Below are 24,361 nucleotides of genomic sequence, written 5' to 3' on the forward strand. Positions count from 1 at the left end.
TTTACAATTTTTAATTAATAAACAAAATTAATAATAAGGACAAAGTTTATTTTGTCCTTATTATGATTATAAAGATATATTTTTTATTATTATAATAATTTAAGTAAATCTATTCGAAAAAATTTATCTAATTTTTCTCATCCAAGATCACGATTTTGTTCAGGAGTCATTATTCAACGACCAAAAGCTTCTGGAAATAAGTCAATATATGATGTTCTTCCATATCAACTTCTAACAATACCATAACTTAAAAGTTTTTGATAAGATTTATTATTAATCTTAGTTCCTTTTGCTAATAATGAAATCATATATTTTCTTGCATCAAAATTATTATTTTGTTTATTACGAATTAAAGAATCCAAAATATGACCATATTCATGTACCATAACTTCCATTCCATACTTTATATCTCTAAAAATATCTGTATCAAGTATTATTTTAGTATTACACATATTATTATTACAAGAACCAAAATATGCTTCTCCTGACATATTTATTTTTAGACTGTTCTCACAATTTTTGATCTAATTCAATTTTTTCTAACATTTTAAAAACATTATTTTTTTCCATATAATTGAGCTAAAATATTATAAAAACGACATATTGCTGTTTTTAATTCATCAATGTTTGCATTTATATGATAATTACTAATTGTTTTAATAAATGATTCAAAATCAATTTTGCCATCAAATAAAAGATGATGATCATTAAATTGTTTTTTTAAATCTTCAAAATTTTCAAAATTATCATTATTATTTTCCAACTTTTTAAAAGCATTATTTGATTCTTCATTTGCTTTAAATTTAACTTGTTCATTTAAAATATTAATAAAATCATTTACAGCAGGTAAATTTTTAAATTCATTATCATTTAAAATATCATTTTTTCCAAATAAAATTTCTTGATGATGTTGATAAGAATAAGTAGGAACTTGTTCATCTCTTATATTCAAATCAGGAACAATATAATCTAACGTTACAAAAGATCTATTAGGACTATATTTAAGCTTTACTGTTCCAATATAAATATCTTCATTTATTGAAGTAATTATTGCTTGATTTTGGTTATTAACAATTTTAATTTCCAAACTAGTTACATCTATATTATATTTATTACTAAAAATATCTATAATTTCTTTTTTTACTTTTTCATCATCATTTATAGCAGTTATGTTTTGTCCAATATAAATTTTACCTAAATTTCTTTTTCCTTTAGGAAAAATTATTTCTAAGTTTTTTTTCTTTTCAATTTCAATTTCTTCTTCAATATTTTCTTCCATTTCAGAATTATATAAAATACCAGTAGTTGCACCACTAATTAAAACCGCAGAACTAATTATTCCGGCAATAATTTTTGAATTTTTATTTTTTTTAGACATATAATACTCCTCCATATTTTGATTTCAGAAATAAGTTCTTTATATTCTTGCCTTTGATATCAATAGATATAGACTAGTATTGTTTTTATTTATAATTTGTTTTATTAACAATTAAGATGAAAATTGTTTTAGAAATCTAAAACAATCAGTAAAAATTTTTAAAATTAGTTGATAAGGACTATTGATAATAATATAAATTTTATTAATAATCAAAAAATTATTGATTAGCACACTCTGGGCATTTCATAATTTTTCTTGCTGTTTTTGAGTTTGAAGCTAAATCATTACCATTAATTTCTTTATTACAACTTGAACAATGTAATACTTTTCTTTTTTTCATATCTCAATCTCCTTTATTTTTTTTATTAATGCTTAAAATTATAGCATCATTAATAAAAAATGCTTTTTTGATGAAAACAAAAAGGTAGTTATGCCACTCATCAATTAATAATTTTTATAAAATTTGATAATTAATAACTATTATAATATTTTTTTCTTATTATTTATGTTGAAAATAAACTCTAAAAATATTATTAATTATTTATTAAAAATTGGTTTAATACTATTTTTAACCAATATTTTAAGTTATTAATAATTATTTTATGACTTATTTACTATTAAATATTCATAAAATAGAGCCAAACGCCATGATAATATGTGGTAAAGCATTAATATAAGTTCATGTTGACTTATAATCTACATCTTTGCCAACAAATAAACCAATAACTATTATAACTGAAAGAAATGATATAAATAGTGCTCATAGTCTTGATCATAATCCAGGTTTAACTGAAAATGGTATTAGAATATAAATAATACCTATTATAACTAATGTAGCTCCATTTTCATTTCAGCCATAGAAACTATAAGTTATAACTCCCGCTGCATACAATAAACTAAAAACAATAATTCATACAGCACCAATTAGCATTAATATTTTAGGTAAAGTTAATAACTTAAGACTTTTCATTTTTTTCCTCCTTAAATATTTTTTACATTAATTGTGATTTTAGTATTTTTTTAATATTATTAATATCATCAATTGTAACATTTTCTTTTGTCCTATTAATTAAAAACCCTTTTTCACGAATATATTTTGGAATAATATGAACATGATAATGAAACACTTCTTGAAATGCTTCGCTACCATTATTAGTTAAAATATTAAATCCTTTAATTTCGGGAATAGTTTTTATTAGCAAATTAGCAATTTTATGAGTTGTGATACTAACATCACTCACTATTTTGGGTGTAGTATCAATAAAAGTTTCAAAATGCTGCTTTGGAATTACTAGAATGTGTCCTTTAGTTACGGGATTGATATCCATGAATGCTGCTGTATTTGTATCTTCAAAAATTAAGTTATTTGTATCTTTAATAATTGTACAAAAAATGCATGCTTTATTTGTCATATATTTCACCTCAACTTACTTTATAAGTATAACTTAAAATATTAAGTATTATTATGGATAAAACTCTTTTACCTTATTTCAAAATCCTTCTTCATATATATTATTTTTTGGAATATATGTTGGAAATAAATTTTGAGCAGCGATTTTAAAGTTTTCAGCTACTGGTGAATCTTTAGTTGCAGAATCACTAGCAGATATAGAATATAACATTTGTCAAAATATATTTCACTTTGTTTCTTGGGTAATAGTGCTTTCGTTAGCATCACCCCTTATATACTTAGAGAAATCTGTCTCAAGACTAGCATTACCACTATTGTTTCATGAATGAATTAAATTACTAATTTCTGGAACTCAGCCTTTGTTTTTATTATTTAAAAAACTAAAATCTAAATTTTGTAAAAGGTTTAGGAAATAAATAGGAGCAGAGTAAGTAAATGTAGCAATATTATTATTCGCAGTGTAATGTAATCCACCATTAGTTACTCAACTTGCAGCTTCTTGGGTAGTAGTAGCAGTACTTAAGAAACCATTAACACCAAAATTAGGATCAATTTCACTAATAGTTGAGGCATTACCGCTTGTTAATTGAGTAAAAAAATCAGAATTTAAAGTTTTTTCTTTTCCTGAATCATCATTTTTAACAATCGACTCTCACTTTGGAGATTCAGAAGGACTACTATTTCATTTTTGATCAATGCTTTGCGCATTTGCTAAATCAGTAGTAAAGTTTCAATTTACATTATAGTTACTCTTTTGTCAACCAGTAGTATCTTGTAATTGACTTATGTAAAGGTTATTTGTTTGGGTTGAAATTATAGGTTTACTTGCTTCATTATCTTTAATATCAACAATATTGTCTAAAATATAAGACATTGTAAATAAAGTTTGATTTAATTCTGGTAAAATTTGATATTGATAATATTGTTGATAACGAAAACGTAATCATCATTGGAAACGTTTTAAATATTTTGAATAAGTTGGAATATCAGTACCAGAAAGACCTTTTTGTGTTTTATTAATACCAGCACTACTATTTCATTTTTTAGCATCATTTGGTAATAATTTACCAATTTCATTACTATAATTGTCATCTGGATGTTTAGCAATGGCAGCTAATTGTTCATCAAAAGCAGCATCTTTATCACCATAATCTTTATATAAACTATCAGGAGTAAATATTTGATCAGGATCATTAACTTTATCAGTATCTTTATTTTTTTCTTTATAAAATTCTACATTTTGATAATTAAATTTACTTGTACCATCCTGATGTCAACTTTGATTTTGAAATAATAACTCATTATTATCTGCTGCTGATACTTTATCTAGTGAATTAGCTGTATTAATACCACTTAAGTACTTTTGAGTTAATAAATTTAATCCTAAATCATCTTTAAGTTTTATAAAAGCTTTATTGGCTTCTCCCATTGTAGTAGTACCATTTGCATTTTTTGTGTCTTCACTATAATGAAGTTTCTTATGAAAAAATTCATAAAATTTTTGCTGAGCAATTGTTCCTTCAACATCTTTTAAAATAAAATCAAGACCTTGTGAATAAGTATTCTTAAACTGAGCAGAAATCGTTTCATTAAAGTTTACTCCTAAAAAATTAAATAATACACGATTTTTATAATCATCAGGAATTTTACCACTAGGTAAATTACTCATATCACGTTCATTATCACAAGCAACTAATAATAATACAGGGCCAGATAAAAGAGTAACTGAAGTTAATAATGGTAAAATCTTTTTTATCTTTTTCATTTTTTATACCTCCCGTCTAAGAACTAATGATACTTGGATCATATCATCATAATGTTCGTTTCCCAACAACATCTAGATAATTAGCAATATTAGTATCCATACGAGCAACTGGTGCATCTTGTGTAAAGCCATCTCATGTATTATTAGTTTTTATAATATTATCCTTAAATGTTGCATTAATATTAATACCTTGTCTATTGTTTCAACGATTTTCTTTAGTTTTATCAAATCAACTTTTCATTTTTTCAACAAAGTCATTAATTTTCTTATCAGTTGGATCAAGAGGACTTGAACCAAATATATCCTGTAAATTTCAATGAATTAAACTTGAGTTATTATTAAAGTATAAATTATAATCTCATCAAGTTGCATCACCAAGGCTACCAGTACCTCCAGTAAAGGCTGTTAATGCATCATTTAAATTAAAAGTAGGAGTTGTATTTGGAGTATATTTTTGTAATAAAAAACCAGTTTGTAAATAATCAAGATAAGGAGAATCAGATAATCCACCTGGACGCTCAGATAACGGTGCTAAGTCTTTTCACTGATAAGTATCTTTTCTATGATTTTTAAATGTTTTAATTATATTATAAGTTGATTCATCGCTTTTAGGTTTGTCTTGCTGTTGATATGTGATACCTGGCGTTTGAATAAAATGAATACCACCAGTATCAATAAAAATGCCAACTCCAGGTCCATTATTAACTGCAGCATCAGGAAGTTGTGGTCCTTTTATATCTTTCATATAAACTAAATCATTATATTGACTAGTACCATCTTTACCTTTATCTTTAATACTATCGCGATCTATATAAGGAATTAAGTCATCTAAACCCTTTTCCTTGTCAGTTGGTGAAGTAAATTGTGTTAATTTATATGGTTGAATACCATCAACATTTTTACCAACACCTTCAGCACTAGTTACATAACGATATAAGTAATAATAAAAAGGACTATTCTCTTGTGAAGATTTAGTAATATCCATTAATCCTAAATCACCAGTTTTACTAACATCAGTAATAGCGGCCCCTTTTTCTTCGGTGAATGTTTGATCGAAACCATTGGTTCTAATATTGTTTAAAATTTCATTAATTTTAGTTTTATTTTGAGAAAACTGAGAAGCATTAATCTTTTCTTGTAAAGGTTTAGCAGTAGAGTCAAAAGGAATAACAATTTGACGAGTTCAAATTAATTCTTGATTTCTTAACATTACTTTAGCTATTTTAGATTGATTATCACTTAATAAGCCATCAATAGTATTATATGAATCTGTTTCATAATTACTATCATTCTTATCATCACTAGTTTTTACAACAGGAAGACTAATATTAACACCAGTTCATGTTTTAGCAATTTTGACATTATCGTTTAATTTTGCAATAGCATCTGATTCTGAATTATTAGCATTAGCAACAATTCAAATTTTGCTAGAATATTTACCAAGAGCGATACTACCTGCTTTACCATTAATGTATTCTTGTACACTATCATAAGTACCATTTGGATTGTTTTCGCTCTTTACTTGTTCTCATAAATCCTTTAATCAAATATTAATTTCATTTTGATTGTAGTATTTATAATCCTTATAATTACTAGTAACATAACTACGTTGAATAATACCTAAAGCACTCTTTTTTAAAATATTATCAATGTAAGTATTAACATCATCATCGCCCAATACTTTCTTTCATTGTTTTTCTCATGAACGACCATATTTTGCTTGTAATGATTTTATTTTATTTTCCATTTCATATTGAGCTGCTGTCAAAGCAGCAAGATAATCATCTTTATATTCTGGAGTATTTTTTAAAATTGAAAGATTAATATATTGATTAATATCAGTATATAATGTTTTACCTCATCCACTGTTGGGATTATTTAATAAGTAATTAAAAAAGGTGTCAGTCGTAGTACTTGTATCTATAAAAGCACTATTTCAGTCGAAAACATTAGTTGTGCCTCTTTCATTTGAATTATTACAAGCTATAATAGACATAGTTGATGTTGATGATAACGTGAAAGCTGCAACTAAGGCAAGAATATTGCGCACTTTATTCACTCCTTTTAATTAAATCTATAGCAAAAAAAGATTTTTTAATTTATTTTACTAAGATATCTTAACATAAAATTTATATTTAAGGGATAGTTTTTTCTAATTAATTTTAAAATGAAATAACTAATTACCAATTATTTATTTTAAAAAATTTAAAATATTATTTTTTTTAAATATTATTACTTTATAGTGCACAAATAATATTTTATTCATTTTTTAATTTTAAGAAAATTAGCACAAAATTAAGTGTATAATCATTAGTATAAGTATATTATATTTGGTGTAATGATATAGGAGTAAATATGAATAAAAAAATAAACATTAATGATAATACCTTTAAAACTGATTTTCCCTTTTTTAAAAATAATCCTGATTTAGTTTATTTAGATACAGCCGCTTCTTCACTAAAACCACAAATAGTTATTGATGCTGTTAGCGATTATTATGAAAAATATTGTATTAATCCACATAGTCAAGATTATCAACTTGCTGTTAAGGGAAATGATATATTTGAAGATACTAGAAAAACAATTAGTAAATTTATTAATAGTAACGAAAACGAAATAGTTTTTTGTCCTTCAGCAACTTTTGCTTATAATCAAATTGCTTTTGGCTTAGAAAAATATTTACAAGAAAATGATGAAATTTTATTAACCACTTTAGAACATAGCTCATTACTCTTACCATTTTATCGTTTGATACAAACTAAAAAAATTAAAATAAAATTTATTGAAACAAATAAACAAGGATTCATTACTGTTGAAAGTTTAAAAAAAGTTTTAACACCTAAAACCAGAATAGTTGCTTTTGCAAATATTAATAATTCTTTAGCAATAGAAAATGATACTGAAACATTAACTAATTTTATTAAAGAATATGGTAAAAAAAATGTTAAAAGTGATAATTGAATTTTTAAAAATATTTTAGTAATAATAGATGGTGCACAATCAATAGGACATATAAAAACTGATGTTAAAAATTGAAATATTGATTTTTTTGGATTTTCTGGTCATAAAGTTTTTGGTCCAACTGGAATCGGTGTCTTTTGAGGAAAAAACGAATGATTAAATATGCTAGATCCACTAATATTGGGTGGAGGCATGAATGGTGATATTTATGAAAATGGGAAATTTAACTTATTAAATAGTCCTTATCGTTTTGAAGGTGGAACACAAAATATTGCGGGTGTATTTGGGCTAGGTGCAGCTATTAAGTATTTATTAAACATTGGTATTGAAAATATTAGAAATCATGAAATTTTACTAAAAAAATACGCAATTGAACAATTAACAGCGCATTTAGGAAATAATATTGAAATTTATAATATTGATGGCAATAGTAGTAACATAATATTTAATATTAAAAAAGTATTTGCACAAGATGTTGCTAATTTTTTAGCAACACAAAATATATGCGTACGCAGTGGAACTTATTGTGCTAAATTATTACCTAATATAATTAACGCTGAAGTAACAATTCGTCTTAGTTTTTACATATATAATTGTAAAAAAGATATTGACTTATTAGTAATATCTTTAAAAAAAGGGATTAATGAAGGAGGAGATTTTTTAAATGAATTCTTTTAATAACAATCAAGACTATTATCGCAAACTAATTGTTGAACACTATAGTAATCCAAAAAATAAAGGTTTTAAAAATTTACCAAATAGTTTGACATATCATCAAAACAATGAATCATGTGTTGATAATTTTCATGTTGAAATTTCTATTAAAAATAAAGTTATTAATAGCGCACGCTTTACTGGAATTGGGTGTGCTATTTCAACTGCAGCAACCGATCTTTTTTGTATTTTAATTGAAGGTAAAACAATATCACAAATAAAAGAAATTATTATTAATTATCAAGCAATGTTATCAGAAAAGCAATTTAATGATAAAATAATTGAAAATCTGATTGCTTTTAAAAATGTACCAAGACAGCGTAATCGAATTAAATGTGCCCTTATTGGTATTAATGGTATTAATAAAATAATTGAGAAAGAATGTGAAAAAAATGGAAAGGGAAATTAAGGATAAAATTAGTTTAAGAACCATTTATTTAAAAAAATTAAAAAATGTTTCTAAAAATAATTATCAAAAGTGAAATAAAATTATTTTCAATAAATTTAATGAATCACATTATTTTAAACAAAATAATGTATTTGCTCTTTATAATTCCTTACCATATGAAGTAGAAACTAAAGAAATTATTGAATTATTATGAAAAAATCTAAAACAAGTTTGTTTACCAAGAATGAATGGTGAACATTTGGAATTTTACTTTATTAATAGTTGAAACGATATCGTATTTGATAATGATTTTAAAATTGGACAACCAAGTTTAAATTGCCAAAAAGTTATAGGAAGTCAAATTGATTGTATGTTAGTACCATTAATTGCCTTTGATAAAGATTATTACCGTATTGGTTATGGTAAAGGTTTTTACGACCGTTATTTATCTAAAAATAAATTTAACTTTAGTAAAATAGGACTTGGTTTTGCTATTCAAAAAATTCCTTATATAATTAATCACGATAATTGAGATATACCATTAGACTATATTTTTACTAATTAATATTTTAATCTAAAATTAAATACAATAATCAATAAATAAAAGATAGTTTAATTAATCAAATTATCTTTTTTTATTTTTATTGTATATTCATTTTTTCAATTATAGACTTAAATTAAGATTTACTTATAATAATTATTTTAAAAAGACTAAAACTACTCATTAGTTTAGTTTATACACACTTGAATTTTATAAAAACTGAATTAATTAAAATTATTTTATATTTTTTATCAAAATGAATTCAAAATTAAAAAAACAACAAATAATATTTTTAGTAAATCTTAATACTAAAAAATAAATATTTCTAAAAAAAATAATGAAAAAATACATAGGAGGCGAATAAACATGCGTTTATATAACTTAACGTGTGCTAGACTTTTAAGTTCATTATCTTTATTAACTATTAATTCAAAGCATTGTTATTTAAATAAAGAAGAACGAGCTATAGAACAAGTTGATAATTTATACGTTATTGGTGATAGTTTATCAGATAATGGTGCACTTGTTGGAGCTGGAACACAATTTTAAAGGTAATAAAATCCTTCCAAAAATTCAAGAAATTAAAATGGAGGAACCTTATCATAATAATCAGTTTTGTAATGGTCCAAATGCAGTTAGTATTGTAGCAAATTATTTTCATAAACCTTTAACACCAGCATGGAAATTTCAAAAAATACCATTTGTTGGCAAAATTTATCAACAAATTGGCGAAAATTATGCTGTTGGTGCTGCTAGATTAGAATATAGTATTTATCCAGGTGGATTTTTTGTTAGTAAATTTTCAGCACAAGCACAAGTTACTTCTCTACTTTCACAACATAAAAATATTAATGATCATGATTGAGTACTATATGTAATGGGGGCTAATGATCTTTTAGCAGTAATGCAAGATACAACTTCTCCTTTCTTAACATGAAAACTTTATTTAGATTCTGCAATCCTTAATGAAAAAATATCACTAATGCGACTACTTAAACATCATGTAGCGAATATTGTTGTTACTGATGTTCCAGATATTAGTGAAACTCCTGCTTATAATAATGATCCTATCCTAGAAACAAAAGCAGCAGCAGCTTTTAAATATTTTCATTCACAATGAAAAGCAATGATAAAAACTTTAAAAGAAGATTACCCAAAACAAATTAATGATTTTGAACTTTCATCAGTTGTTAAACAAACATTAAATGATTTAGGTAAAAGGGGAATGAATATTAAAGAAGGAGCTAGTGATATTAGTTTTTATGAATCATTTTTAAAAGATGGGATTTTACAACCCAAATTAAATCCGGGTGTAACTTTAGATACAGTTAATAACTACTTTTTTGTCGATACTGTTCATCCAACTGAAATACCATCAAAAGTGGAATGGCAACCCTTTTTAGGACTATTTTTTGGTAGACATTTGTTTTTGATAACTAATTGGAGTTAGGTAGTTTAGAGTACTGTGAATTCTTATGTTGTTATATCAATTGATGTAATCAAATAATTCTAATTTTAATTGGATTAATGATGTAAAATTTTTATCATTAATAAATTCAATTTTGAAAGTTTTAAAAGTTGCTTCAGCAACAGCATTGTCATAAGGACATCCTTTTTTGCTTAAAGATCGAGTTATGTTGAAAGCTAATAAAAGTTTATCAATAGTTTTATTATTGAATTCATTACCGCGATCAGTATGAAATATTTCAATATCTTTTAAACAGTGATTTGATTGCATAAATGCTTGATATACTAATGATGCATCTTTTTTTTAACTCCAACACTATGTCCAATAATTTCGCGGTTAAATAGGTCGATTAATAGGCAAATATAGTTTCATTTACCATTAACTTGAACATAAGTTAAATCACTAACAATAACTTCATTTTTAATTCTATTATTAAAGTTTCTATTAACAAGATTGGTTATTTGACTATCATTGACTTTATTATGATAATTTTTGAATGATAATTTAGTGTATTTTGATATTAAATTATGCTTATTCATAATTTCTTTAATTTTTCTGCGTGATAAATAAATTTCTTGGTTTGCTAGTATGACTTTTAATCTTCTAGTACCATAAACTTCTTTATTTTCTTTAAAAGCACTAATAACAGCTTGTTCATAAATATTATTTTGAATTTTATTTTTTTTCTTTAAATTAAAATAATATGTTGATTTAGAGAGTTTTAAAAAATGACACATTGTGCGAATTTTATATTTAGATTTATTATTTGCAATAATCTCTACTTTCTGCCTATTATTAGTGCTGCTTGCTTTAAAATATCAATTTCCATTCGTAACTGTTTTAATTCTTTATTTGCTTGAATTAATTGTTTTTCTAAATCTGAAAGATTATCTTTAGTTTTAAAACTACCTGAATTAGTAAATTGCTTAATTCAATTGTAAGTAGCTGCTCTTGTAACATTGTATTCTTTAACAAGGCAAGATACTGATTTGCCACTTTGATATAAAGCTACTATTTGTTTTTTAAATTCATCTGAATATGAGTTAATAGTGACCATAATTATAATTCCTTTCTTTTAACTAATTTGTTCACTTGTCTATGTAATTAGTGTCCAATAAAGTGTAACCCATCCAATATACTAACCATTTAATGGTAATTCTTGGGGTGGGAGCGAATTGGAAACTAGTATATATAGACCTGTTGTAGGGACCTATTGTATTAATTCTATTCTTTATTTAACCAACCTTGCCACTCCCCAGTGAGCAAGTGTTGGTTTTATTTTTTTATTTTTTTTGGAAAATTTTTTGGGCGAGAAAATAAATTTCAAACTTGTAAAAAAAATTGAGCGGTGCCGGTTCAATTAAAATATTAATTTGTTAAACACAAATTAAATAAATATTGAATCGAATGCCTCGATTTCTTTTTAAAATTTCACAATTTATTTTTGAGCCCAGTTTTCATGGAATGAATAAAACTAATAGTATTAATAATATAAAAATAAAAATATATATTCTTTATGCTACAAGCAACAGAACATATTAGGAAAGAATTATTATGGCAATAGAAATTCTTGATTATGAAGCACTAAGAAAGATTGATAAAAAAATTAAAAAAAGAAGAAAAAGATGTGTTGAATGTAATGAATTATATGAAGATGACAAAATCCAAATGCTTTATTATTTTAAAACAGAATTAGAATCAGAACAACATAATATTAGAAAATTTGAAGATGATTATGATATTGCTGAACATTTAGATTATACAAACCCATATGGATATGTTTGTGATTGATGTAGAAGTCATTAATTATGCAAAAAAAGTATTTTTGTTGAACTTGTAAACAACATAAATTAGATTATTTATTCTTTAATACTAATGATATAAAAACAAGAAAATATTTTTTAAGAGATAAAAATAATAAAGCAATTTGTTATGACTGTATTTTAAATGTTAGGTTAAGTAGGAGCTATAAATATGGATAAAGAATATTTAACTAAAAGAGGAACGATTTGCATACCAGACAGTGATGATATTGAATTTAAAATAGGACTAATTAAACTGATTGATGATTTAAAAAAAGATAATTTAGTTTGTGGTCATAAAGAATTTATTGAAGAATGTAAATATTGTTGATGTAATTGTGATTTGGAAATTATCAAAACAGTTGTTAGAGGTTAAGTGGGAGGTTTAAATATGAATAAACAAAAACCATTTTCTTATAAAGACCAAGAAATTATTAATGAATATAATAAAAAAAGTAATCAAGAAATAACAAAAAAACATTTAAATAATATAGAAAAATTAAGAGCAGATTTTAAAAAAGAAGTAATTAATCAATATAAGGAAAATTTAATTAATTATCTTGAAAATGAATTTATGGAATTACTTAAAGATGATATTAGTGATGTAATTAAAATTAATATTAGTAATTGAAAACTTAAATTAATAATGAAATTACAAGAAAAAATTCAAAATGGTGACTTTGAATAATGCAATATGACTTAATTATTGGAATTGACCCTGCTGGTATTGGTAATAATGGAATTGTTATATATTCAAATGAAACTAATAATATTATTTTTAATGAAACATTCAATACATTAACTGTTTTATGAACTAAAAATATTTATAAAGAAAAATTGCAATTAATTAAAGAAAAATTTATTGATAAAAAAATATTAGTTATTGTAGAAAATTTCTTTTTAAATTCAAAACAATTATTAACTAATCCATTAGCAACTCCTAAAATTATTGGTGCATTAATGGTATTAGTACAAGATGTTTTCAACTGAGATTATTTCGAAAATCACCCAAAAAATAAAAATAAAATAACAGAATATAAAGGAAATATAAAATTAACAAAACATGAACAAGATGCTTATAAGCATATTCAATATTATTTAAAAAATCATAAAAAAATATTAATTTTTGATAATTATTTAAGGAAATTATAAACATGAAAGATAAAGCAAATTATGTCAAATTAACAGTAAAACTGAGTAACACTATTGAAGCAAAATATTACGAAAAAGGTAATAAAGAATTATATTATAGTGTTCGAGGTCAATGAAATGGTTTAAACTATGTTACTTTAATTTTTAACAACCCAAAATTTTATAGACGATGTATTTTATTAAACAAAAATGATGAAATTTTAGTAACTGGTGAAATCTTTAATAATTGAAATATGAATATAAATCGTGCATTTTGTTCAATCAATGTTAAATGATTTAAAAAATGAAAAGAGTAAAAAATGATTAAAAATACACCATTAGAATATATTAATAACAGAATTAATCAACATAAAGAGAATATTAAAGAATATAAAAAAGAAATTGAAAAATTACAAAATTTTATTAAAGCAAATGAAATTAGAATGACTGAATTAGAAATAATAAAAGATATTTTACAAAAAGGAGAAAAAATATAATGAATTTTAATCAAAACCAAAAACAAATGAGTGATATAGTAATGAAAAAAGATATTGAAAAGTTATTAGAAAATTTAAAAAATAAAATAGGAACTATTGCATTTAATAATATTTACGAAGAATTAGACTATATAAATTTAATAATAAATAGAATGTCAGAATATATTTATTCATTAGAACAAGAAATAATTAGAAAAAATCAAATAATTAAAGATAAATTGGAATAAAAAATGATATTATGAAAAATTTTATTAATAGTACCAATATTAATAAGTAGCATAACACTAATAATATTTTTAATATTTATTATTAAAGAATTAAAAAATGAATATAAAGTATTAAAAATATTAAATGAAATTGCTAATCAAATTGAAAATAAGGAGAATAAGTAATGAATAGATGTACATGAACTGAAAATATAAAAAAAGAAAGACCAAATTATATTGGTATTACATCATTTCAAGAACAATGTGAAAATATGACAGAAGAGCAATTTGATGAATATGGAAGAGTATATTGTAAAGAACATAGAATTAAAGTTGATGAAATTAATAAATCAAGACATAAAAATTGTATTAATAAAGAAAAATTAATTAATTTTCTTAAAGAACAAATACAAGATGAATTAGATAAAGGTGATAATGGAATACCATATATCGAAGCTTTGGATTTAATTAAAGATTTAGAAAATGGAGACTTTGATTAATGATTATATTACCTACTTTGTTTGAAAATAAAGATGAAATTGAAATATTATCACCATTTCCCAAAGCAATTCATACAAGTAATGATATTAGAGCAATTATTTTAAGACAATATCCAAATGTTAAATCAAAACACATAATTGTTTCTGAGCCCGAAAGTAATGTTGCATTAATAGTTGGTGATAATGATGTTTATCAAGGTTGAATTAAAGTAACAATTAAAAAATTAGAAAATTAAAGGAGAATAAAATGCCAAACGAAAATACACAATCAAATTATACTTTAACTAAATTAATAAGAACTGGTATAAGTCCTATTTGTGCAATGATTGGTACAAGTGCTTATTATGGTCAAGTAATTGCAAATCCAATATTAGGTTCAATTAATAGTTTATTATTTGGTAAAAAATTAGGTTTAGATATTTGAAATTTAAATCAAAGACCAAATACTAAAACTAAATTAATTAATAGTTCTAAAAAAATAGCATTAGGATTAGGAACAATTGGTTTAGCAAATTATAGTAAATGAACAGAAAATAATATTAATCCTATTATTCCAACAACACCAATTCCAGTAACTACTACAACTACAACAGAAGGTCCGCCATGATTACTATTAAATAAACAAGAAAATCAGTCATTAATGGATTGAGATACATATATTAGTTTAAATGCTTATGGTATTTCAAATCTTATTAGTGGATTAACTGAGTTAATACCTAATAAATTTGAAACAATAAGAAAAATTTGTAATATGGCTACTGGTGGTTGTTTAATTTCAAGTGGTGTTGCAATGGGTATAAATAATGATTTTAATAATGCTTATGCAGTACCTACCATAATTGCTGGTGCAAGTGAAATAATCCATAATTTACTACCTATGGAAACTACAAATCATATTCAAGAAATGCAAGAAACACCATTTAATAATGAAACTGCAAGATTAATTAATGATAATAGATTCACAATTAATAGTGAAACAACCAGTCAATATGGTAGTGATAATATGAGCGAAGTACCATTAAATCATGATAATACTTCACTAAATTGAGATTATAATCACATGAGTTTATAAAGGAGGTGAATAATTTATGAATAAAGAAAAATTACTAGAATATTACAATGATAAATTAAAACAACATGAAAAAGATTTAGAAGACATAAGATTGAATGAACGTTTAATTGCAAATCTTTTAATAGATGCAAAATGTATGATTGAAAGAATTATTAAAGGTGAATTTGATGAATAATCAAAAATAAACAATAAATAGTTGAAAGGAAAATTTATATGAAAGAATTTTTACATGAATTAATAATTATTGGAACAAGTGTTGGAACATTAATTTGCAGAGAAATTGAGGCTTTTTAATAATCTGTGTATCTTTGTTTTACAAAGTTACTAATTTAGATTAATTCTGTCTTCAAATTTTATCATAAAATGAGCAATTGCTGTATTTCAATTTTGAATAGGCAATGTTCATTTTTTTGTTATATTTTCAATTGCCAAGTAAAATATTTTGAAAACTGCCATATCATTAGGAAAAACTTTTTTATTTCTGATGATTTTTCGTAATTGACTATTAACAGATTCAATAGCATTTGTAGTATAAATCACTCTTTTGATTTCTACTGGATAACTAATAAAAACCATTAAATTATCTCAATTTTTATATCAAGATTTAGTAATTTGAGGATATTGTTTATTTCATTTACTTTCAAACGATTCTAAAGCTTGCATTGCTTGTTCTTCACTACATGCACTATAAATTGGTTTTAAATCTGCAACTAGACCTTTTCGATGTTTGTATGAAACATATTTTAAACTATTTCTAATTTGATGAACAATGCATAATTGATGTTCTGTTTTAGGATAAACTGATTGTATTGCTTCTGACATGCCTGTTAAATTATCACTACAAGCAATAAGAATATCATTTAAGCCACGATTTTTCATTTCTGTGAAATTAGATAATCAAAACTTAGAACCTTCATTTTCACTAATTCATAATCCTAAAACATCTTTTTTGCCTTCTAAATCAACTCCTAATGCTATATAAACTGATTTGTTAATAATCCGTTTATCTTGTCGTACTTTAACTACTATACAATCAAAATAAACAATAGGATAAATACTTTCTAATGGTCGATTTTGTCATGCTTTAACATCATTAATAACATCATCAGTAATTTGACTAATAACACTTTCACTAATATCAGCACCATGATATAACTCTTGCAACTGCATTCTAATGTCAGATAATGTCATTCCTTTTGCATACAAGGAAAGAACTTGTTGATCAAAACCATCAAATCTTCTTTGCCTTTTAGGAACTATTACAGGAGTAAAATTACTATTGCGATCTCTTGGTACATCAATTTCAATTTTACCTTGTTGAGTTATTAATTTTTTTGAACTTGTACCATTACGAGCATTTTCAGTAGTACTATGTTGATTTTTTTCATATCCTAAATAATTTTGCATTTCAGAATTCAACATTTTTTCAACTAATCTTTTTGTTAATTCTTTATATAAACCGCCAGGTTTAAAAACTGTTGTTAAATCTTCAGTATTTTCTAGTAATAAATCTACTGCTTTTGATATTGGATCATTATTATTAAAGTTATCTTTTTTAGCCATCTGTAACTCACTCTTTCTAGTCATTTAATTATATTTACTAGAATTAATTAAACATAGTTATTTTTGTAAGTTACACAGATTACTAAACATTTCCTAAAATTACTATTGCGATCTCTTGGTACATCAATTTCAATTTTACCTTGTTGAGTTATTAATTTTTTTGAACTTGTACCATTACGAGCATTTTCAGTAGTACTATGTTGATTTTTTTCATATCCTAAATAATTTTGCATTTCAGAATTCAACATTTTTTCAACTAATCTTTTTGTTAATTCTTTATATAAACCGCCAGGTTTAAAAACTGTTGTTAAATCTTCAGTATTTTCTAGTAATAAATCTACTGCTTTTGATATTGGATCATTATTATTAAAGTTATCTTTTTTAGCCATCTGTAACTCACTCTTTCTAGTCATTTAATTATATTTACTAGAATTAATTAAACATAGTTATTTTTGTAAGTTACACAGATTACTAAACATTTCCGTTTGAAAAGAAATATTAACTTATTATTGTGATGGTGATTTAACTAAGACAATTAATTCCGAAGAGTTTAAAGAATGACAGGATAAATTTATTGAAAATTGTGAATCATTAATTGAAAAATGAAAAGGTAAAGAAAAATATAAATTGATATTAGATACTTGTAAAAAATTATGTGAGATTGTCAAAAGTTTAGTAAATGATGTATGTAGTGATCATGAATTTCAAAGAAGTGAATCATTAAATATTATTGGTAATAATATATTTTTACAAGCAAATATTGCTAAAGAAAATGAGTCTACTGATTTATTAAATAATAATTGAAAAGAAGAAATTAGAAGAGACTCAAATCACTTAATGCCAAAAACTGAAAAACCTTGTTGAAGAAGATATGTAATTAGAAGATAATTAGCAAAAAAATAAATATATATTTAAATAAATTAAAAAATAAGTTTTAACCCCTTGTTATTTTTTACTTTTATATGCTATTATTGTATAGGTAACGGCTCGGTAGCTCAGTTGGTAGAGCATTCGCCTGAAGAGCGAAGTGTCAGTGGTTCGAATCCGCTTCGAGCCACCATTATTTAAAATATAGGCAATTAAGCCTTTTTTTTAATTATTTTTCTTAGATTTAGGTTTAAGTTAAAATTTTAGGTATAATAGTGTCATTAGCAATTTTAAACAATTAATAATTCTAGAAAGAAGGGTATTAGTGTCTAAAATTTTAGTTTTAAATAATGCGAAAATAATTAGCATTAAGAAAATAATAAATAATGGTTTTTTAGTAATTAAAGATAATTTAATTTTCCAAATTAATGAAGGAAAGTATAATTATGAATTTCAAGATGCTCAGGTTATTGATTGTCATAATCAAACAATAATACCTGGTTTTATTGATTTACATGTACATGGAGGTTATGGCTATAGTTTAATGGATGGTACCATTGAATCAATTAATAATTTTGCAAAATTAGTTCCAAAAGAGGGAGTAACAAAGTTTTGTTATGCAACAGTTACTGCCAGCAAAAAAGAAATTGATAATGTTCTTTCAGTATTTGCTAAGTATATGAAAACAGAAAATAAAGGTAACAAGGCACGAATTATTGGTGCATATTTAGAAGGACCTTTTATCTCAGAATTACAAAAAGGAGCACATACTCCGTCATTACTTCATGTTCTTGATCTTAATTTAGTAAAATCTTGAAATATAATTAGTAACAAAAATTTAAAATTTATTGTTTATGCTCCTGAGATAGATCCTAATTTAAATAATAAAAATTCAAATTTTATTTCTTCATTAATTAAAAATAACATTATTCCTAGTGTTGGTCATAGTAATGCTACTTTTAAAGAAATAACTAAAACTGTTGAATATGGTTTAACGCATATTACCCATCTTTATAATGCAATGAGCCCATATAATCATCGTGATCCTGGTGTTGTTCCGGCATCATTATATTATGATCAATTAGTTACTGAGTTAATTTGTGATGGAATTCATGTTGATATTGATATTTTAGCAATAACATATAAAATTAAAGGTGCCGATGGAATTTGTATGATTACTGATGCCATGAGTGCGAAAGGACAGCCTGATGGTAAGTATTTATTGGGACCATTACCTGTCATTAAAAGTAATAATAAGGTTACTGTTGAAGCAACCGGAAAATTAGCAGGCAGCATTGCAACAATGATTGCTGGTTTTAAAAATTTATTAAAAATTACTAATAATAATTGACAAGATTGCATCAAAATGGCTTCTTATAATAGTGCTAAACAAGTAGGAATTGCAAATAAAACGGGTGATATTGTTATTGGTAAATTAGCAGATATTATTGTATTAACTAAGAATAATGATATTTTTTTAACAATATGTGAAGGAAAAATTGCATATCAGCAAGAATAAGTAAGTAATGTAAGGGGTTTTTAAATTATGAAATTAATTATTTTAAAAGATAAAACTGAGGTTGCTCAATTATTAAGTAAAATTATTATTGATATTATTAAAGTTAAACCAAATGCTATTTTAGGATTGGCAACGGGAAGTAGTCCAATTGAAACATATGATTTATTAATAGCAGATGCAAAAAATAACAAAAGAGATTGATCAAAAGTCGTAACATTTAATTTAGATGAATATGTTGGTTTAACTCCAGATCATGTAAAAAGTTATCGTTATTTTATGAATCATCAATTATTTAATCATATTAAAAGTCTTAATTTAAAAAATACGTATGTTCCTAAAGGTATTGGTGATTTAGACCAAAATGTGGAAGAGTATGAAAAATTATTAAAAGAAAAAGGACCAATTGATTTACAAATATTGGGCTTAGGTACTAATGGTCATATTGCTTTTAATGAACCAGGTACTCTTGCAAGTAGTAAAACACATGTTGTTAATTTAACTAAAGAAACAATTGAAGCTAATAAAAGATTTTTTTCTAAAGTTGAAGATGTACCAACCAAAGCTGTTACGATGGGTATTCATACTATTTTACAAGCTAAATTGATTGTTTTAATTGCTACAGGAACTAATAAAGCACAAGCTATTCGAGAGTTAGTTGAAGGTAAAGTTTCTCCAAATTATCCATGTACTTTTTTACAAAATCATGATGATGTTACAATTATTATTGATGAAGAAGCAGCAACATTATTAAAGCCAACTATATCAAAAAAAAAAAATTAACTTAAAGGAGAAACAAATGGAACGTAAAAAGATTATTATTGGAAATTGAAAAATGTATAAAAATATAGAAGAAACTCAATTTTTTTTAAATGAATTTAATAAATTATTAAAAACTAAAACTATTAAATATGATTATGGAATAGCAGCTAGTTTTACTAATTTACCTTTATTAAAAATGAATAAAACTTCTGCTTTAATTATTGCAGCTCAAAATTGTCATTATGAAACCGAAGGTGCATATACTGGTGAAATTTCAATTAAGATGCTAAAAGATATGATGGTTAGTCATGTTATTATTGGTCATTCTGAACGCAGAATGTATTTTAATGAAGTAGATGAAACAATAAATAAAAAATTACATTCACTATTTAATGCTAATATTATACCAATTTTATGTTGTGGTGAAACTTTAAACCAATATGAAAATAAAAAGACTAATGAAGTAATTAAAAATCAAATTAAGTTAGCATTAAAAAATATTAAAGCAGAAAATATTGCTAAGTTAGTAATTGCCTATGAGCCAATATGAGCAATTGGTACTGGTAAAACAGCAACAGCTCAACAAGCTCAAACGGTTTGTAAAATGATTCGTGAATTTATTAGTGAATTATATAATAAAAATGTTGCAGAACAAGTACGTATTCAGTATGGTGGTTCAGTAAAACCCGATAATATTAAATTAATACTTTCTGAACCTGACATTGATGGTGCATTAGTTGGAGGTGCTTCATTAGTACCACAATCTTTTTTTGATTTACTAATTTAACTCTATTTAAATTACTAATAAAAATAAGGAGTTAACTAAACATGGAATTATCAAAGATACAAATTAAAAGTATGTGAACAAAACTAACAAAAAAAATTAAACATCGTGCCTTTCCGGCAACCACTTTTGTCAATGCTTTTAGGAATAAGTCAGAAATTTTAGCATTGTTTAGTAAAAATGGTGAAGACACTAATCAATTAGAACAAATTGGCTTTATTATTTGTACTAAAACTATTTTTGCTTCTAGTAGTGATAGTATTGTTAGTGACAAAGGTATTATTACTAATGAATATTTTACTGGTGAAGTAATTGATGTTAATAATACTCTTATTCCTAATACTTATATTCATTTAGTTAAAGTTAATAGTGGACCAATCGTTATTAACGATATTCCATTATATTTAACCATCAATGAAAGTCATCATCAATCATTAGTTAATAATAAAATTGGTGCTAAATTATTTACAAATAGTTTGATGAAACAATTAAATTATAAAACTTCTAATTTTAGTTCTATTTCTATTACTGAACAAAATTTTATTGTTGTTCTTAATAATTTAAAGATAAATAGAAAACAAATATTGCAAAGTGAATGTATCATTAATTCTTTATTAGAACAAAAATTATCATTAGAACAGTTAATTTTATTGCAAAATAAAAAAGAATATAGTTATTTAAAAAAATTTAATGAAGTTGAATTACAAGAAATTATTAATTTGCAAAAAATAGCAGTTGTTGCTATTAAAACTAATAAAGATCAGCGAAAAATAACATTAATAGCAGGTAATAAACAACGAATTGAAAACTTTTTTATTAATGCTAAAAAACCAATCATTATTGCTATTAATGCTATTAATAAAAAAATTAGAGCAATTAATCAGCCTGAAAATATTCAACCAATAGCACCGATAACTAATATTACTAATTATCAAGATTTATGACAATTACAAAAAATTCATAAAGAACTATTGAAGTCATTTTCAAAATGGCGGATAGTATCTCAAGATATATTAGAAAATTTATCGCAGACTTTTGCTTATGGTTATTATTCAGAAGTCATTGATAATTTGAAAATTACTCATTATTCTTTTAATAATGATTTATTAGATTATAATTTAATGGAAATTAAAGGACACAATTTATTAGCTAATAGTAGTAATACTATTTTATTTCTTTCTAATAATATTAGTGATAATCCTAGTATGGTTATTTTATTAAGTGAAGATTTAAAATCAATTTGTGATTTAAAAACAATAATTACTAAAATTACTAAAAAGCAATCTATTAAAATAGTCTTTAAAAAAGATATTGTTATTTTGAGTACTGTTCATTATCAATGTATTACTGATTTTATTACTAAAATGATTACTATTTTTAAATCTGATAATTTTAAACATCAGTTGCAAGTTATTAAATAAAATATGAGGTGAAATTTATGAAAACAAAACAACCAATATTACTATGTATTTTAGATGGTTTTGGTATTGCAAAATCTAGTGCAACTAATGCCATTAGTTCTGCAACAAAACCTAATTTGGATTATTTATTAAAAACTTATCCGCATACTGAAGTTTCAGCTTCTGGCCTTGCAGTTGGTTTACCAGAAGGACAAATGGGCAACTCTGAAGTTGGACATTTACAAATTGGTGCCGGTAGAGTAATTTATCAGTCATTAACATTAATTAATAAGTCAATAAATGATAAAACATTTTTTAAAAATGAAACAATATTGTCAGCAATTAATCATGCCAAAAAGAATAATAGTAATGTTCATATTATTGGTTTACTAAGTGATGGTGGAGTACATGCTCATATTAATCATATTTTGGCATTATTAGAAATTGCTAAACAACAAAATTTTAAGAATGTTTATGTTCATGCTATTTTAGATGGTCGTGATACAAAAGCTGATATTTCTAAAATTTATATTGAACAGTTATTAAAAACTATGAAACAATTAGGTGTTGGTATGCTTGCTACTATTTCAGGAAGATATTATGCTATGGATCGCGATAAACGTTGAGATCGTTTAAAAATAGCATATGATGTAATAGTTAATCATGAAGGCGCTTCATTTATTGATCCTATTGCTTATGTTAATGCAGAATATAGTGCTGGTCGTAATGATGAATTTATTATGCCTGCTTATAATTCTGAAATTAATAATGGCAATATTACTAATAACGATAGTATTATTTTTGCTAATTTTCGTCCTGATCGTGCAATTCAATTAGCATCAGCATTAACAAATAATAAATATGATTTTAATATTAGTATGAAAATACCAACATTAAAAAATACTTTTTTTATTTCAATGATGGAATATGCTAAAAGTGTTAAACCACAAGGTGTTATTTTTCCACCTATATCAATGCTTGATGCTTTAGGAGAATGATTAAGTAAAAATCAATATCATCAATTACGAATTGCTGAAACTGAAAAATATGCACACGTAACTTATTTTTTTGATGGTGGTGTTGATGTTGAATATCCACTATCAACAAGAATTTTAATTCCTTCACCAAAAGTAGCAACTTATGACTTAAAACCAGAAATGAGTGCTCGCGAAATTACTACTCGTTTAGAAAGTGAAATTTCTAAAAACATATATGATGTTATGGTTTTAAATTTTGCTAATCCAGATATGGTTGGTCATACTGGTGTTTTAAATGCTGCCATTGATGCGATTGATGTTATTGATGAATGTCTTGGAAAATTGTATCAAGCAATAAAAAAAGTGAATGGTATTTTAATGATTACTGCTGATCATGGTAATGCTGAAATCATGATTGATAAAGAGGGTAATCCTAATAAAAAACATACATCGCAACCAGTACCATTTATCATTTGTAAAACAGGATTAAAATTAAAATCAGGTGGTTGCTTAGCAAATATTGCTCCAACGCTATTAGACGTTTTGGGTTTAGTTAAACCAACTGTTATGACAAGTGAGTCTTTAATTATTAAATAAAAATATATTGATTTTTTCTTTTTATTGATAAGTGCTTGTTTTAAGAATATAAAAGTATTAA

31 protein-coding genes, 1 tRNA gene and 2 pseudogenes are annotated in these 24,361 nt (G+C 24.5%); 24 read left to right on the plus strand and 10 right to left on the minus strand.

The window, feature by feature from the left end; genetic code table 4:
* Positions 1 to 89: 89 nt before the first annotated feature.
* From AAHM95_RS04360 to AAHM95_RS04390, 7 genes are all read right to left on the minus strand, one after another.
* On the minus strand, positions 90 to 491 hold the full coding sequence (locus tag AAHM95_RS04360; RefSeq protein WP_342274219.1) for a hypothetical protein: 402 nt from the start codon (positions 489 to 491) through the stop codon (positions 90 to 92).
* Positions 492 to 556: 65 nt separating this feature from the next.
* The gene (locus tag AAHM95_RS04365) at positions 557 to 1,378 is read right to left on the minus strand and encodes a hypothetical protein (RefSeq protein ID WP_342274220.1); all 822 of its coding nucleotides are present in this window, start codon (positions 1,376 to 1,378) and stop codon (positions 557 to 559) included.
* Between the two features lie 217 nt (positions 1,379 to 1,595).
* Positions 1,596 to 1,718 carry a hypothetical protein gene (locus tag AAHM95_RS04370; protein WP_256468302.1) on the minus strand — a complete coding sequence of 41 codons (123 nt, stop codon included), beginning with the start codon at positions 1,716 to 1,718 and terminating at the stop codon, positions 1,596 to 1,598.
* Between the two features lie 267 nt (positions 1,719 to 1,985).
* Positions 1,986 to 2,348 carry a hypothetical protein gene (locus tag AAHM95_RS04375; protein WP_252318892.1) on the minus strand — a complete coding sequence of 121 codons (363 nt, stop codon included), beginning with the start codon at positions 2,346 to 2,348 and terminating at the stop codon, positions 1,986 to 1,988.
* A 22-nt stretch (positions 2,349 to 2,370) separates the two neighbouring features.
* Entirely contained in the window at positions 2,371 to 2,790 is a 420-nt protein-coding gene (locus tag AAHM95_RS04380) for an HIT family protein (RefSeq protein WP_281748311.1), read from the minus strand.
* Between the two features lie 51 nt (positions 2,791 to 2,841).
* Complete coding sequence (locus AAHM95_RS04385) at positions 2,842 to 4,554, minus strand: hypothetical protein (RefSeq protein ID WP_342274221.1); 1,713 nt, start codon at positions 4,552 to 4,554, stop codon at positions 2,842 to 2,844.
* Between the two features lie 16 nt (positions 4,555 to 4,570).
* Positions 4,571 to 6,604, minus strand: coding sequence for a hypothetical protein (locus AAHM95_RS04390; protein WP_342274222.1), 2,034 nt, complete (start codon positions 6,602 to 6,604; stop codon positions 4,571 to 4,573).
* A gap of 305 nt (positions 6,605 to 6,909) precedes the next feature.
* Here AAHM95_RS04390 and AAHM95_RS04395 point away from each other — a divergent pair, with 305 nt between their 5' ends.
* The 5 genes from AAHM95_RS04395 to AAHM95_RS04415 all read left to right on the plus strand — a co-directional run bounded on the left by AAHM95_RS04395 (position 6,910) and on the right by AAHM95_RS04415 (position 10,608).
* The gene (locus AAHM95_RS04395) at positions 6,910 to 8,193 is read left to right on the plus strand and encodes an aminotransferase class V-fold PLP-dependent enzyme (protein ID WP_342274223.1); all 1,284 of its coding nucleotides are present in this window, start codon (positions 6,910 to 6,912) and stop codon (positions 8,191 to 8,193) included.
* Positions 8,180 to 8,638 (plus strand): Fe-S cluster assembly sulfur transfer protein SufU, encoded by a 459-nt coding sequence (gene sufU / locus AAHM95_RS04400; protein ID WP_342274224.1) that lies wholly within the window; start codon positions 8,180 to 8,182, stop codon positions 8,636 to 8,638. Before AAHM95_RS04395 ends, sufU begins: the two co-directional genes overlap by 14 nt.
* Positions 8,622 to 9,182 carry a 5-formyltetrahydrofolate cyclo-ligase gene (locus tag AAHM95_RS04405; protein ID WP_342274225.1) on the plus strand — a complete coding sequence of 187 codons (561 nt, stop codon included), beginning with the start codon at positions 8,622 to 8,624 and terminating at the stop codon, positions 9,180 to 9,182. The genes sufU and AAHM95_RS04405 overlap by 17 nt, the downstream gene beginning before the upstream one ends.
* Positions 9,183 to 9,524: 342 nt before the next feature.
* Positions 9,525 to 9,707, plus strand: a complete 183-nt coding sequence (locus AAHM95_RS04410; RefSeq protein ID WP_342274226.1) for a hypothetical protein — start codon at positions 9,525 to 9,527, stop codon at positions 9,705 to 9,707.
* A gap of 37 nt (positions 9,708 to 9,744) precedes the next feature.
* Positions 9,745 to 10,608: an SGNH/GDSL hydrolase family protein gene (locus AAHM95_RS04415; protein ID WP_342274227.1), complete on the plus strand. Its 864-nt coding sequence runs from the start codon at positions 9,745 to 9,747 to the stop codon at positions 10,606 to 10,608.
* Here the strand turns inward: AAHM95_RS04415 and AAHM95_RS04420 are convergent.
* Positions 10,564 to 11,683: pseudogene (locus tag AAHM95_RS04420) on the minus strand (IS3 family transposase). The gene AAHM95_RS04415 and the pseudogene AAHM95_RS04420 overlap by 45 nt on opposite strands.
* A 497-nt stretch (positions 11,684 to 12,180) precedes the next feature.
* On the opposite strand from AAHM95_RS04420, the gene AAHM95_RS04425 reads away from it, so the two are divergent.
* The 12 genes from AAHM95_RS04425 to AAHM95_RS04480 all read left to right on the plus strand — a co-directional run bounded on the left by AAHM95_RS04425 (position 12,181) and on the right by AAHM95_RS04480 (position 16,009).
* Positions 12,181 to 12,432 carry a hypothetical protein gene (locus AAHM95_RS04425; RefSeq protein ID WP_342274228.1) on the plus strand — a complete coding sequence of 84 codons (252 nt, stop codon included), beginning with the start codon at positions 12,181 to 12,183 and terminating at the stop codon, positions 12,430 to 12,432.
* A 168-nt stretch (positions 12,433 to 12,600) separates the two neighbouring features.
* On the plus strand, positions 12,601 to 12,804 hold the full coding sequence (locus tag AAHM95_RS04430) for a hypothetical protein (protein ID WP_342273914.1): 204 nt from the start codon (positions 12,601 to 12,603) through the stop codon (positions 12,802 to 12,804).
* 15 nt (positions 12,805 to 12,819) lie between these two features.
* Positions 12,820 to 13,116 carry a hypothetical protein gene (locus AAHM95_RS04435; protein WP_342273913.1) on the plus strand — a complete coding sequence of 99 codons (297 nt, stop codon included), beginning with the start codon at positions 12,820 to 12,822 and terminating at the stop codon, positions 13,114 to 13,116.
* Positions 13,116 to 13,580 (plus strand): hypothetical protein, encoded by a 465-nt coding sequence (locus AAHM95_RS04440; protein ID WP_342273912.1) that lies wholly within the window; start codon positions 13,116 to 13,118, stop codon positions 13,578 to 13,580. Before AAHM95_RS04435 ends, AAHM95_RS04440 begins: the two co-directional genes overlap by 1 nt.
* 2 nt (positions 13,581 to 13,582) lie before the next feature.
* Positions 13,583 to 13,876, plus strand: coding sequence for a hypothetical protein (locus tag AAHM95_RS04445; protein WP_339040127.1), 294 nt, complete (start codon positions 13,583 to 13,585; stop codon positions 13,874 to 13,876).
* A 3-nt stretch (positions 13,877 to 13,879) separates the two neighbouring features.
* On the plus strand, positions 13,880 to 14,056 hold the full coding sequence (locus tag AAHM95_RS04450; RefSeq protein WP_342274229.1) for a hypothetical protein: 177 nt from the start codon (positions 13,880 to 13,882) through the stop codon (positions 14,054 to 14,056).
* Positions 14,056 to 14,283, plus strand: coding sequence for a hypothetical protein (locus AAHM95_RS04455; RefSeq protein ID WP_342274230.1), 228 nt, complete (start codon positions 14,056 to 14,058; stop codon positions 14,281 to 14,283). Before AAHM95_RS04450 ends, AAHM95_RS04455 begins: the two co-directional genes overlap by 1 nt.
* Before the next feature lie 3 nt (positions 14,284 to 14,286).
* Positions 14,287 to 14,448: a hypothetical protein gene (locus AAHM95_RS04460; RefSeq protein ID WP_342274231.1), complete on the plus strand. Its 162-nt coding sequence runs from the start codon at positions 14,287 to 14,289 to the stop codon at positions 14,446 to 14,448.
* Complete coding sequence (locus AAHM95_RS04465; RefSeq protein WP_342273909.1) at positions 14,448 to 14,762, plus strand: hypothetical protein; 315 nt, start codon at positions 14,448 to 14,450, stop codon at positions 14,760 to 14,762. Before AAHM95_RS04460 ends, AAHM95_RS04465 begins: the two co-directional genes overlap by 1 nt.
* Positions 14,762 to 14,998 (plus strand): hypothetical protein, encoded by a 237-nt coding sequence (locus tag AAHM95_RS04470; protein WP_339041654.1) that lies wholly within the window; start codon positions 14,762 to 14,764, stop codon positions 14,996 to 14,998. The genes AAHM95_RS04465 and AAHM95_RS04470 overlap by 1 nt, the downstream gene beginning before the upstream one ends.
* Positions 14,999 to 15,009: 11 nt before the next feature.
* On the plus strand, positions 15,010 to 15,834 hold the full coding sequence (locus AAHM95_RS04475; protein ID WP_342274232.1) for a hypothetical protein: 825 nt from the start codon (positions 15,010 to 15,012) through the stop codon (positions 15,832 to 15,834).
* Between the two features lie 16 nt (positions 15,835 to 15,850).
* Positions 15,851 to 16,009 (plus strand): hypothetical protein, encoded by a 159-nt coding sequence (locus AAHM95_RS04480; protein ID WP_342273906.1) that lies wholly within the window; start codon positions 15,851 to 15,853, stop codon positions 16,007 to 16,009.
* 149 nt (positions 16,010 to 16,158) lie between these two features.
* Here AAHM95_RS04480 and AAHM95_RS04485 read toward each other — a convergent pair whose 3' ends face one another.
* Positions 16,159 to 17,397, minus strand: coding sequence for an IS256 family transposase (locus tag AAHM95_RS04485; protein ID WP_342274375.1), 1,239 nt, complete (start codon positions 17,395 to 17,397; stop codon positions 16,159 to 16,161).
* An 80-nt stretch (positions 17,398 to 17,477) separates the two neighbouring features.
* Positions 17,478 to 17,786: pseudogene (locus AAHM95_RS04490) on the minus strand (transposase); the annotation flags it as partial.
* A 238-nt stretch (positions 17,787 to 18,024) separates the two neighbouring features.
* Between AAHM95_RS04490 and AAHM95_RS04495 the strand changes: the two are divergent.
* From AAHM95_RS04495 to gpmI, 7 genes are all read left to right on the plus strand, one after another.
* Positions 18,025 to 18,285, plus strand: a complete 261-nt coding sequence (locus AAHM95_RS04495) for a hypothetical protein (protein WP_342274234.1) — start codon at positions 18,025 to 18,027, stop codon at positions 18,283 to 18,285.
* Positions 18,286 to 18,381: 96 nt separating this feature from the next.
* Positions 18,382 to 18,457, plus strand: a tRNA-Phe gene (locus AAHM95_RS04500).
* Between the two features lie 132 nt (positions 18,458 to 18,589).
* The gene (gene nagA / locus AAHM95_RS04505) at positions 18,590 to 19,783 is read left to right on the plus strand and encodes an N-acetylglucosamine-6-phosphate deacetylase (RefSeq protein WP_342274235.1); all 1,194 of its coding nucleotides are present in this window, start codon (positions 18,590 to 18,592) and stop codon (positions 19,781 to 19,783) included.
* Positions 19,784 to 19,810: 27 nt separating this feature from the next.
* Entirely contained in the window at positions 19,811 to 20,563 is a 753-nt protein-coding gene (gene nagB, locus AAHM95_RS04510; RefSeq protein ID WP_342274236.1) for a glucosamine-6-phosphate deaminase, read from the plus strand.
* A gap of 16 nt (positions 20,564 to 20,579) precedes the next feature.
* Positions 20,580 to 21,329: a triose-phosphate isomerase gene (gene tpiA / locus AAHM95_RS04515; RefSeq protein ID WP_338974021.1), complete on the plus strand. Its 750-nt coding sequence runs from the start codon at positions 20,580 to 20,582 to the stop codon at positions 21,327 to 21,329.
* A 41-nt stretch (positions 21,330 to 21,370) separates the two neighbouring features.
* Positions 21,371 to 22,747, plus strand: a complete 1,377-nt coding sequence (locus tag AAHM95_RS04520) for a hypothetical protein (protein WP_338960988.1) — start codon at positions 21,371 to 21,373, stop codon at positions 22,745 to 22,747.
* 17 nt (positions 22,748 to 22,764) lie between these two features.
* Positions 22,765 to 24,300 carry a 2,3-bisphosphoglycerate-independent phosphoglycerate mutase gene (gene gpmI, locus AAHM95_RS04525; protein WP_338974017.1) on the plus strand — a complete coding sequence of 512 codons (1,536 nt, stop codon included), beginning with the start codon at positions 22,765 to 22,767 and terminating at the stop codon, positions 24,298 to 24,300.
* Positions 24,301 to 24,361 lie beyond the last annotated feature (61 nt).

This window comes from Spiroplasma endosymbiont of Phycita roborella, assembly GCF_964031195.1.
Classification (GTDB): domain Bacteria; phylum Bacillota_I; class Bacilli_A; order Mycoplasmatales; family VBWQ01; genus Spiroplasma_E; species Spiroplasma_E ixodetis_A.